This window comes from Microbulbifer sp. ABM4_008, assembly GCF_056311705.1.
In genome coordinates this window covers 2,289,846-2,301,730 of sequence record NZ_CM149970.1, presented here as the reverse complement: position 1 = coordinate 2,301,730, position 11,885 = coordinate 2,289,846, and the positions used below count along the sequence as shown (strand labels likewise).

Genomic DNA, 11,885 nt, shown 5'->3' with positions numbered 1-11,885 from the left:
AATTAACAATGACCATCAAAATTGGGATCAATGGATTTGGCCGAATTGGCCGGCTGGTACTGCGCGCTGCCTGGGATTGGCCTGAAGTTGAGTTTGTCCAGATTAATGACCCTGCCGGTGATGCAGCCACTCTCGCCCACCTGCTCAACTTTGACTCTGTACACGGGCGCTGGCGCAGAGAGGCGAAAGCCGTTGATGACACAATTCAGGTTGATGGCAAAACAATAACCTGTAGCCGCAATTCCGCTATTGCAGATACCAATTGGAAAAACTGTGATCTGGTTGTAGAGGCCTCCGGTAAAATGAGAACTACCGAACTTCTTCAACCCTACCTGGATCAAGGGGTAAAGAAGGTGTTGGTCTCTGCACCAGTTAAAGAAGCTGGAGTACCAAACATTGTCCTTGGAGTGAATCAACATATATACCAGCCGGACAAACACCAGATTATTACCGCCGCTTCCTGTACGACTAATTGTCTTGCTCCAGTAGTAAAAGTTATTCACGAAAACCTGGGTATTCGTCACGGTTCAATCACCACTATTCACGATATCACCAATACCCAGACTATCCTCGACGCACCCCATGGAGATCTGCGCAGAGCCCGCGCCTGTGGTGCCAGCCTGATTCCCACAACAACAGGTTCAGCTACAGCTATTGCCTCCATCTTTCCAGAGTTGTCCGGCCGCCTAAACGGCCACGCAGTTCGTGTTCCCCTCGCCAACGCATCCATTACCGATTGTGTTTTTGAAGTGGAAACCGACACTACCCCAGAGGCAGTAAACCAGTTATTTAAGGAAGCTGCAGAGGGTGAACTAAAAGATATCCTCGGCTATGAGGAAAGGCCCCTCGTTTCCGTGGATTACAAAACCGACCCCAGATCGAGCATTATCGATGCTCTATCGACCATGGTCGTTAACAGCACCCAGGTAAAAGTTTACGCCTGGTATGACAATGAATGGGGTTACGCCAACCGCACGGCGGAATTAGCTCGAATGATTGGCACCATGGGCTAAGCAGCCAAAGTACAACGGGGCCGGAAGGAAAGAACACACTGCACCTGAGGGGTACGCCTCTCCATGAGCTCATATTTTTTCCTTCTGCTTTTAGTAAGTAGCAGTACAAAGAACAAGATCATGCAGTTTCTTCACAATTTATCGTCGCCAGTGCGCCAATACTTGCTGGTAACAGGCAATTACTGGGCATTTACTTTGACTGACGGCGCTCTGCGCATGCTGGTGCTGCTGCACTTTCACGAACTCGGCTACAGCCCTTTGCAAATAGCCTTGCTTTTCCTTTTCTACGAATTCTTTGGCGTAGTCACTAATCTTGTCGGCGGCTGGCTCGGTGCCCGGATTGGACTCAACCGGACCATGAATTTGGGACTTGCCTTACAGATTGTTGCTCTTTCCATGCTGCTGGCACCCAGTCAGTATCTCTCGGTCCCCTTGGTTATGGCTGCCCAAGCCCTCTCCGGTATCGCCAAAGACCTGAATAAAATGAGTGCGAAGAGCTCAATCAAGTTACTGGTGCCCGATCAGGCCAGTGGCACCTTATATCGATGGGTCGCCCTTCTTACCGGTTCGAAAAACGCGCTAAAAGGCTTGGGCTTCTTTCTCGGCGGTGCCCTACTCGCCGCACTTGGCTTTCAGGGCGCGATTGCATCGATGGCCCTAGCTCTTGGAATAGTTTGGATATTGAGTCTCAAATTTCTTAAGCGGGACTTAGGGAAAGCCAAAGCAAAAAGCCGATTCAGAGATATCTTTTCCAAGAGTCCCGCAGTCAACATATTGTCAGCCGCGCGCTTACTCTTGTTTGCTTCCCGGGATGTTTGGTTTGTTATTGCCCTACCGATTTTCCTGGCCAGCCAGTTCGGTTGGAGCCACTGGCAGGTAGGTGCCTTCCTGGCATCCTGGGTGATCGGTTACGGCATAGTGCAAACCCAGGCCCCAAAGGTCACGACGGCACGTTCAGCTCAGGCTCCGGATGGGCGAACCGCGCTCTTCTGGGCAATAGCGCTCACTGCAGTGCCCGCATTAATCGCAATCGCATTACACAAAGGAGTGGATCCACAGCTCGCCGTACTGGGTGGACTTTTGATGTTTGCTGTACTCTTCGCCGTAAACTCATCTTTACACAGCTACTTGATAGTTGCCTATGCTCGGGAAGATGGCGTCTCTATGGATGTGGGCTTCTACTATATGGCAAATGCCGCTGGGCGATTGCTCGGGACACTGCTCTCGGGGTGGGTATTCCAAACTCAGGGGTTGGTGGCTTGCCTACTTATTTCCAGTGCTTTTCTTCTGCTAACCGCACTGGTTTCACTGGGTTTGCCCAGACACAAAGCCGGGGCTCAGGAGGTTGGCAGTTTAAGTAGGAGCTGATCAGATAGCAGCATAAGTGCTACTTGCCAGCGCAGGCTGGCAAGTAGGCTGAGGGACCATTTCGACCTGCACGATTCGATACAGTTTGGACTCAGGTATGCACCCCATTTGAAATAGAATCAAAGCAAGGACCAAATACCTCATATAACACCCACCTCAAGTCCAAGTGCACAGCTCCACAGGAGCTGCAAAAACTCGAGATTAAAATGTCTGGATTTGGCGCTCAATGCCTATTTGCCACTACTTTCTGCCAAAACCATCGCAAGAACTATGGCTTTTTAGTCACGGTCATTCTTAGCAAAGTCCGATCCTTTTTGATGTAGTGGTGATATAGAGCGGCCATTACATGCCCCAGGATTAAGATCCAGACCACCCACTCTCCCAGGATCTCTTTATGGATAAAATCGACCGGCTTCTCAAACTGTTCGAATGTCATCCCCATCCGATCCTGAACTATCGCCACAAAGGCTTGGGTGCTCTCAAACTTAGGAATTTCAAACAGGAAAAAGTAATCCGTATCCACACCTGTTCCGATATACCCTGTTAGCGGAGCGACGATCATAATCAAGTAGAGAAGAACATGACCGGTATGAGCGGCAAAATGTTCCAGGGAGCTACCTGGTTCTAATGGCGGTGGCGGATTAGTGAGACGCCATACGATTCTTAGGATGACGATCACCCCAATGGTGACACCAATAGATAGATGTAACTGCAAGGCAGTCCAATTCGCCGGTGTTTCCTCTTGGGTAAACCATTGGCGGTAGTAGACTGAAATATAGGACCCCAAAAACAATAAGGCCGTTAACCAATGTAGCCACTTGGCTATTGCGCCGTAACCATCAGGTTGATTTCTCAAGCTCATCTTTTTCACTTTCCCACGTCCAAAAGCTATATTCTGCCTGCAATTCGCCAACTACCTCGCTGAGTAAAATCTGTGTAAACCCAGAATAAAGAGCACAACACCAAACGCCTGGACAAAATGGTAGATAATATTGTGATTAAGTTCCCAAATAATACTAATTGATAAACTTCCATCTAACTGGATAGCCATTGCAACAATACTAACTATCGAGCCCAGTGCCATAAACCAACTACCACGCAGTGAATTCTGTCCCCTTAAGGCTAATATAGAATACCCTATAAAAGCCACTGCACTGATTAAAAACTGATAAACAGCAAAGGCAAAAATTTTATCTTTAAGTGAAAACGAGTAAACAAAAACTATCAGAAAAACAAACAATACTGGCAAAACAACCCGTTTAGAAAAATTTTCATTCACCAAATCTGCACTAACCGCAAGAACAAAAGAAGAAATCAGCAAACCAAGTAAAACAAGTACTACATACCATAAACAAACGCGAAAATATGGTGGAATTTCAAACCCGTGATAGACAGCTGCCACTAATGAGGCGATAAACATAACAGTAAAAAAGAAAAGCCAAATATTTCTTTTCCACTGCTTTCTCCTTACAAACACTGACAAATAAAGGGCACCAATAAATGCGACTAGAGCCAGCCCGACATTAGTAATTGCAGTTAGAAGGTCTATTTCGCCATGTACTAGATTCATTCTATTTCGTATATCATCAACACACTATCATATATATTCTCTATCTAAGTCAAATCGTAATTCTTTAGAGCAATATATCAATCCTTCTGAAAGTCAACTGAACTTATGTGTGTCATCTCCACGAGCTTTGTCATGCCAATTTCTCAAGTGCAACCTCAAAGATGAGGCAGACGCAAAGTGTAAAACAACAGCCAGCACGCCACTATATTTCAAGGCAACACTGGCACTATTGATCGTTTCAACTCTTAATTAACTGGCTCTAACAGATATAATCACTTTGCCTTTTGCGCGTCCCAAAGCGAGATATGAGAAAGCTTCTTTGCCTTGCTCTAAAGAATAGATCTTGTCTATCACCGGGGATAGTATCTTCTGTTGGTACAAATTTCCTAGCTCACTCAGATGCTCTCCACTAGCTTCCATAATAACCATTCTATAGAGCGCGGACTTTTCCTTCGCGGCCTTCATCAGCTTTCGCGACTTAAGCGCCAATAGCTTGCGGAGCAACCAACCTAGCCCAAGCTCTTCAGCTGTCTGCGGATCTAAAGCCCCTTTAACTGAGACAACACGCCCACCGATTTTCAGGACCTGAAATGCATCCAAAGCATACTGACCACCCAAAGTATCGAATACGACATCCATATCAGATAGTAATCGCCGGTAGTCATCTTTTTTATAATCAATAACAAGGTCGGCACCGAGTGCTTTCACCCACTCCACATTCGCGCTACTTGTTGTAGTCACCACATAGGCGCCTACAGACTTCGCCAATTGGATCGCCATAGAGCCAACACCACCTGAGCCTGCATGTATCAGCACTTTCTCTCCGGACTTCAAGCCAGCAACTTTGATCAAAGACTGATAGGAGGTCAGCCCAACAAGCGGAATACCCGCCGCTTCACTGTGTGACAAGTTTTCGGGCTTTGCAGCCAGGTGGGAAACACTAACGGTGAGATATTCTGCAATAGTGCCCACATGATCCTCCCCCACCCTGGAAAACACCAGGTCCCCTACACTGTATCCAGCAACATTATCCCCCACTGCTACAACTTCACCACTGACATCCCGGCCAATACCAACCGGAAATACTTCCTTTCGTACCGATTTAAGCTCCCCCCGCAACATCATATTATCAACTGGATTTACGCTAGCCGCATGCACCCGAAGCAAAACTTCACCAGCCTTGGGCGTGGGAACCTCAGCTGACTGAAACTCCAGGCTGCTATCAATATCCCCATAGCGAGTCATTTTCAAAGCTTTCATTGGTCATCCTAACAATCGGTTCAACAAACATTGAAAGCGATAGTGCCCATACTGCGACCATAAAAACAGCTGGTAATAGGTATAAGTCTTTTGTCATTTTGGCAATAATGGGGAATATTTTGAGCCGATGACAGACAGTTAGAAGTTGATTATGGACAAAATCAGAGCATTGCGTTACTTCAAGCGGGTGGTAGAACTGAATAGCTTTACTGCAGTTGCTGAGGAATTCGAGGTTCCCGCTTCATCAATCTCTCGCCGCGTAAAAGATCTGGAGCAGTCCTTAGGAGTGGAGTTACTGCAACGCAGTACCCGCCAAGTCAAGGTTACTGAGCTCGGAAAGCTCTACTATTCGATGATAAGTAAAGCAATTCGCCAGCTTGAACAGGCTGATGAACTGGTTAGCCAGACTTTTGAAGCGCCCAACGGTCTGATACGCATCAGCTGTCTCCCAACTTATGGAGAGCAGCATTTAACCCCCCTTCTTGAGAAGTTTGCCCAACGTTACCCCAATATCGTATTCGACTTAACCTATAACGATGACCTGTCCCAGTTAGGGAAAGATCCCGTTGATATTGCGATTCGCGGAGGGTTTGCCCCGGATGAGCATGTTATTGCCAAACGCCTATCGGATAATGAGTTCACCCTCGTGGCCACACCGCAGTTTATCGACAAGTTGGAGTATAGCTTCCCCTTAAACAAGTCGGCGATTGAGTCAATTGCTACCTTGCAATACCGGGGGCCGCGTGGCGTCATTGAGTGGTACATACTCAATGACGAGCACTGGGAGCCCCTGAAGTTGACTCCAAAAGTTATCAGCAATAACGGCAAAGCATTAACAGCAGCCGCCCTCAATCACCGCGGTATGTTCTGCGTACCTTCCTGGAGTATTTGTAACTATCTAGATACAGGGGAGCTTGTACAGGTACCTTGCGAGGGTAAAGTCTCAGTCAGCCCCGGTGGCGATCTGGGAGTATTTCTTCTTTATGAGCGCACTAAATACCAAATTCCCAAAATAAAGCTTTGCGTAGATTTTATCTATGAAAATTTGAATGAACGATAGAAGAATACCAAAATTTTTCGCATTGCTACTTAAATTATATGGGCCAATAATGCTAGCTTGAACAAATCTGCCTTTAAAAAAATCACTCCACCCTCTTTATTGTTCGAAAAAATTTATATTCGACTACAAGCTTATATCCCGCACCCTGTGGACATATAAAAACCTCATAAAACTAAAAATTGATCTACTTCAAGCTGCCCTTAGATTTATTTGGAGGCATATTGATAGGTATGTTAGTTTGAAAAGCAGAAGTCATGCCAAAAGTACCTTTAACTATGAATAACTAAATGGAGGAGTTAGCACTGATAAAACCAGGTCAAACCGCTTATATCGGAACAGCAGGCGACATAAGGATTGAGCCATGCAAAGTTATGAAGACTTCATCAGCCTATTAGAAAAAGACATTGAATCAGCCTTCAAAACCTATGAACTTGATTTTAATACGGAGGCCTTCGACAACAAAGCAGGAGCCTACGAAACTGAGTTTGATTTTGAATTTGTAAAACCCAATAAAATCATGATGGTAAAAAGCGGAAATTCTGGCAAGAAAGCAACATATCTCACCTGGGCTCGACAAAAAGCTGTGCCTGTAACTCTGAATAGTAAAAGTCCCCCTTACTTCTTTACCTCTCACCTCAGTAATTGTCGAATGACCTTCAAGTTCCATGACGACCAGAGTAAAAGTGTAACGGTTATCCATGTTGCAGGTGATGTTTCCCAGGGGGGGACTATCAAGGGGAGCAAGCAAAGAGATGAGCTGGAGATGATGGTAAAAACTCCCGATGTAACCGGGGAGAGGCGACTTTCAATAGGTGGCCCCAAAGGAGGTAGAAAAGGAGCAAACTTCAAGAAAAAGCAAGCAAAACTTGGTACCGCATACTACGATACCTGTGCACGGGTATTCGGGGTTCGAGGTGATAGTGGTCAGTGGACCTTTTATACACAAAATATTGGTCGAAAGGACGAGCTTTTAGGTTTTTTTGAAGTTCAGCAATTTAATTAATAATTTCGCCTACCCGAAAAATACTACTGGAAGGTAGGCGCCCTCCAATCTCTAACCTTCATTATCTTCACTAACCCTTATAAAGCCGAAGACCAACAGAGCGGGAAGCCCGTTTTTACCTCGGGTGTCTACTTAGCAATAACATCTAAAGCCGTTATCCGTGAATCCGGGTACTCCTAGCCATCTATATCACTTGAAAGACAGCAGATAACCGTAAAAATAATGCTTAGCATCCACTCTCGCATACCTACAGGCCCAGACATGAAAAAATGGCGGCAGATATCCAAAGCAGCAAATCAGGTATTTCAACGTCATGATGATGGTCAACCCAAAAAGGCTACCTTGAAGCCTGTATGCGACTAGAAACCCTTCTAACCCAGTGGTTCAACGCCGAAGAAGCTGTAGTTGCCTTGGCTATTAACTATCTATATACGATATATCCAACTACTCCAACGGAAGTACTACATTAACCAAGTTGCCAATCCTGCCTTCAAAGCTAAGAACATACTTGTATGCAGCTATATCTCAGCTATTAATAAAAGTGCATTCAGAAGCTGGTGGAGATGTAACTTTCACTACACCAAGCCACACTCGTGGGTGCTGTTGAAACAACAACACCGCCCTACTCCCCCAGTATAAGACTTGGTAATACTATCCAATCACGCGCTTTAAATAGCTTGATTTGAAAGAGGTATACAAATCCATGTGGTGGGTATTACCAGCCATCGTCAACTACAAATAAAGGACGCTTGATAGCTGGCATATATTGGATTTACTCAAAGTTATGGTTCAAAGCATCCTCAAATGATACAGACTTAATCACGCTTCTAGCCGTAAAACGATTCATCCTTGCGGTATACGTTGACTTACATCTCTGTGAAGTCCCCAGGTCCCTAGCCTTAATCTCATTGGCTATAGCCCAGTGCCATTGAGAATGATATTTAAAAGTTTTATCGGCCAGCTTTGTGCAAAGCTCCCAATCACCAAATCGCTTAACTCTAGTGTCCGGCTCCCCAAGAAAAACTGTACAACCAGTGGACAGAATCGAGCCCGATATGACCAAAACCTTTAGAATTCTCATACTCAACAAACCCAAATGATACTTCAAGGATGAGCTTTTCGATATCCTGAACCAGATCACAGGATCGTACTACATCGCCAGCCCTTATCCATCTCAATTACTACCAGATGCTCGTAGCTACCTATAAGCATTCTAGGAATTCATGAAAATATTAACATATTGTTGATATTTGGTCATTTGATTATACCTAATATGCCTGAGGTATTTACATACCCAATTTAAGTGTTACTTCGGTGGTTAATTTTAGATACCTACTGAGTCTAGTAAGCGGCCCTTATTAGCTATCCTATCACGCCACTGAATCGCATGTTGCTCAACACTTAAGTCAAAGTAGGTGACTCTAAGAGTGACCATTAAAATATCGGCATTTAGCTCGCTATTTATCGGTTACTTGGATAAGCGCAGAGAAGCAATATATAAACCCCTTTTATACTAATTCATTAATCTAGCTAATCTCTTATGAATCGGGCCGCCTTAATTCGCCAAGTTACCATAATTAGTCACAAACTATATAATCAGATTATTGTTTTCAACATAATTATCAGCAAGAAGTCAAAGGTCTATCAGATTCCAGCGAGCATTATTTTGGCAATCAATAATCTGTTGATCAATGGCGGCTATTCGACCCCGAATACGCTCCCAATTACTTTTCTTCATTTTCAGCTCATCAGTAATACTTGCACTGTAATCAATAGCTTGATTATCAGCTAAACTTGCCGTCCGAGAGTCATGGTGTTCTTGCCGTATAGTAATCCAAATATTAGGGTCCAGCTCCGATGTATATGTGATGGCCTGACGGAGCTTCGTGGGTACAAATTCTGCTCTGACGTTTCCATTTCGATCCGTAAAGTTAAGTACTTTTTGTTTGTCCACATTGACAATATAGAAAAATTTACGATTTTGGTTTAAGACCCAGTTCGCAATACCCTCAAAGGGGATCATCGCAGTATTGAGACCATGACTGCCAATGATCGTATTGTAATTAGAGTAACGGCGTTCATGTAAAATACCCGCGCTTACTCCAATTAGGTGAAGTCTCTCCCAGCTGCGCCCCAATCCAGAATCTCGATCCCCAATTATTGCTCCCAAATCACCGCTAATTAGCCCCATTGCGGAGCGAGCCATATCTCCTGGCAATGGACCTATAACTCCTGCTTGGTTATGCAGTGATCTATGCACAATCCCTTGTGGAGGATTGAAAGGCTTAGAGCTCGCAAACCAATCAATATCGCCTGAAATATCATACCCCGCAGAACTAACTCTAAAGTACATTATGTCGTCCCTATAATTGAGGAAATTCCGTTAGCAACTAGTTGTCAACTTATAAACTTGGAAAGCGAGGGAAACTATCTGCCTGAAATCAGATAAGCAAATAGTTAAACTGGGGGAAAACTAACAATCCCTCCCATGCCCTGAATATAATATCAGCAATCCTGAGGACACAACCACCTGTGTACTGCGCCGTAAGAAATGACTCAAATTTTGTCCGGCGAAAACCAATATAAACACCGCCGACACATTATTGGGTACCTATTTAGTTTGACCCAATAACTGCAATAGAGACATTATACGCCGACGCTTTTTGTAGAAATTAAAGTTCGCCCACCGACTTTAGCAATGACATTCTCACTACTGATTTGGCATGCTGATCATTATCGGCCACAACAAGCATCGTGACCGAATTTCATAGGGTTTAAAATTTAGAGGAGTATCCAAAGTGCGGCTATTAGATTCAGTGACATCATTATAAAGTCAGTGATAAAGATAAAACGCATCACACCTTTAACTTGCCACGGCCCTTCACCTTTTCGGTTTTGTAGGGCTACCGGAACATTGTAAATAAACTGTGTTCCGTGAGTGACAGCAAACACCAGCAGCAACGTAGCGCGTTGCACCTCCGTAGCAAATACTGAGGGGCTGATTAGCAGTAGTATATTGAGTAGCGCCAACGACAGGTTAAAACCACCCAGAAATTTTCCCGATTCTGCCAAGATATTAAATACGGGGGTATCCCTTTGTTCCCTGGGTACCAGTAACTTCGCAAATATATGGTTCCTCAAAGAGAAAACGTTAAATCCCATCAGAAACCAAATCGTGTTTAACACCAAAACAACTTCATAGATCATCAATATCTCCAAGACTTGTTGTATACCCGTCACTAAGGTCAGTACGTTTATTAAACAAGTTTGTACTTACTCCATTGCAGGAGCTGAATCCTCAGGAATTACTCATTACCGGCCAGAGATCCACTATCTCGCCTTTGCTATAGACCGCAATATCACCAAACTGCAGGAACACGGACTCACTCTGTGTGGGCCGGAGAAAGACCCAATCGTCTTCATTCAGCAGTACCTTTTTTGAGCCATTCAGCATTTCTTGGTTGCTGGAGCGGCCATAGATGGGGTTGATAGACAGACCTTTAGGTGATTCTGGCTCCGCCTTCCAATAGCCGCCAGATATAAAGAAGCTTTGCTCCCGATTTGGGTTCAACCAACTAAAGGGTCCGGTGAGCCCTTCTATGCCGGGTATCTGTGTCTGTGACAATTTCTTCAATACCGGACTTGCGATATACGCCGCTGGTAAATGATCAGACAGAGTGGGAATATCAAAGCCCACCGGTTTAACCAGGCACGAGCCAGCGGCAATCTCGTTACAGGGAGCCCGGTCTGCTCGGGATTTGTACAGTTGGTAGGTTGGGCTACCGGCAGCGTTCAAAGTGGCCACCTTCGGGAATGCACTTCCCAGCTGGATCTTAGCTTGCTCCACCCTGCTTTGGTAAATATCCAACCCCCGAGTGATTGCCTTTTCAGGTCCACCGAGAACACCTGGCATTTTTGCGGCGTGGGCGTCGTAACCCATAAAACCGGAAAATTCCAAATAGGGTTCCCGCTGAATGATACCGAGCATCGCGGAGAGATCTTCCGCACTGGCAATGCCACCCCGGTGTAGGCCTACATCAATCTCGATATTAATTCGCAAGGATTGTTTGAGCGATCGCGCCAGATCGGCGTATTGATTAAGTCTGCGGGGGCTGTCAACCAGCCACTGTAACTGCCGCGTAGGATCAAAATGATCCGCCCTAGTGCTAAAATAAAAGGCCTTTGCCGCAGTAATCGGGAGAGGTTTACCCAGTAAAATATCACTCGCTGGATAAGATTTAACTAGTTGCTGTAAAAATGGCAGCTGGAATACCATGATGCGATTGGTATTTGTTCGCTGAGTAATAGCGTCCAGCAGGTTTAGCGAGGGCAAAGATTTAGCCACTACCCGGTAGTCATAGTAACCCCTGAGGTGGCCGGCTAATATATCGGCGTTCTTTTGCAGATTCTCCAGGTCTACGACTAAGGTGGGACCAGAAAAACCGGCATTATCCAGAGCTTTAGAAACACTGGAGAAGTATTCGCTGTGCCCTCCCTGCCCTTGCGCTTTAGGGCGAAGAACGGCGACACCTGCCACCGCTCCTAACGCGACCCCACCTAGTATTAGCTTTCGTCGCTTGATATCCATTGTGCTTTCCTCTTTGAGGGTTC

At 45.3% G+C, this 11,885-nt stretch carries 10 protein-coding genes; 4 read left to right on the top strand and 6 right to left on the bottom strand.

Going from position 1 to position 11,885, the window contains the following annotated elements:
- The first annotated feature begins 8 nt into the window (after window positions 1-8).
- Both ACYX4J_RS09965 and arsJ read left to right on the top strand, forming a co-directional pair.
- Window positions 9-1,013, top strand: a complete 1,005-nt coding sequence (locus ACYX4J_RS09965; protein ID WP_476178493.1) for an ArsJ-associated glyceraldehyde-3-phosphate dehydrogenase — start codon at window positions 9-11, stop codon at window positions 1,011-1,013.
- Window positions 1,014-1,133: 120 nt separating this feature from the next.
- Entirely contained in the window at window positions 1,134-2,381 is a 1,248-nt protein-coding gene (gene arsJ, locus ACYX4J_RS09960) for an organoarsenical effux MFS transporter ArsJ (protein ID WP_476178492.1), read from the top strand.
- 268 nt (window positions 2,382-2,649) lie between these two features.
- On the opposite strand, the gene ACYX4J_RS09955 is transcribed toward arsJ, so the two are convergent.
- From ACYX4J_RS09955 to ACYX4J_RS09945, 3 genes are all read right to left on the bottom strand, one after another.
- Window positions 2,650-3,243 carry a cytochrome b gene (locus ACYX4J_RS09955; protein WP_476178491.1) on the bottom strand — a complete coding sequence of 198 codons (594 nt, stop codon included), beginning with the start codon at window positions 3,241-3,243 and terminating at the stop codon, window positions 2,650-2,652.
- Between the two features lie 51 nt (window positions 3,244-3,294).
- The gene (locus tag ACYX4J_RS09950) at window positions 3,295-3,951 is read right to left on the bottom strand and encodes a DUF6962 family protein (protein WP_444908378.1); all 657 of its coding nucleotides are present in this window, start codon (window positions 3,949-3,951) and stop codon (window positions 3,295-3,297) included.
- A 249-nt stretch (window positions 3,952-4,200) separates the two neighbouring features.
- Window positions 4,201-5,211, bottom strand: coding sequence for an NADP-dependent oxidoreductase (locus ACYX4J_RS09945; RefSeq protein WP_444913711.1), 1,011 nt, complete (start codon window positions 5,209-5,211; stop codon window positions 4,201-4,203).
- Between the two features lie 151 nt (window positions 5,212-5,362).
- Between ACYX4J_RS09945 and ACYX4J_RS09940 the strand changes: the two genes are divergently transcribed.
- Both ACYX4J_RS09940 and ACYX4J_RS09935 read left to right on the top strand, forming a co-directional pair.
- Entirely contained in the window at window positions 5,363-6,271 is a 909-nt protein-coding gene (locus ACYX4J_RS09940) for a LysR family transcriptional regulator (RefSeq protein WP_444917080.1), read from the top strand.
- A gap of 361 nt (window positions 6,272-6,632) precedes the next feature.
- Window positions 6,633-7,274 (top strand): hypothetical protein, encoded by a 642-nt coding sequence (locus ACYX4J_RS09935; RefSeq protein ID WP_476178490.1) that lies wholly within the window; start codon window positions 6,633-6,635, stop codon window positions 7,272-7,274.
- A 1,633-nt stretch (window positions 7,275-8,907) separates the two neighbouring features.
- On the opposite strand, the gene ACYX4J_RS09930 is transcribed toward ACYX4J_RS09935, so the two are convergent.
- The 3 genes from ACYX4J_RS09930 to ACYX4J_RS09920 all read right to left on the bottom strand — a co-directional run bounded on the left by ACYX4J_RS09930 (window position 8,908) and on the right by ACYX4J_RS09920 (window position 11,862).
- Window positions 8,908-9,627 carry a hypothetical protein gene (locus ACYX4J_RS09930; protein ID WP_445354308.1) on the bottom strand — a complete coding sequence of 240 codons (720 nt, stop codon included), beginning with the start codon at window positions 9,625-9,627 and terminating at the stop codon, window positions 8,908-8,910.
- Window positions 9,628-10,055: 428 nt separating this feature from the next.
- Window positions 10,056-10,481, bottom strand: coding sequence for a hypothetical protein (locus tag ACYX4J_RS09925; RefSeq protein WP_413665710.1), 426 nt, complete (start codon window positions 10,479-10,481; stop codon window positions 10,056-10,058).
- 91 nt (window positions 10,482-10,572) lie between these two features.
- Window positions 10,573-11,862, bottom strand: coding sequence for a DSD1 family PLP-dependent enzyme (locus ACYX4J_RS09920; protein ID WP_445354309.1), 1,290 nt, complete (start codon window positions 11,860-11,862; stop codon window positions 10,573-10,575).
- Between the last annotated feature and the right edge of the window lie 23 nt (window positions 11,863-11,885).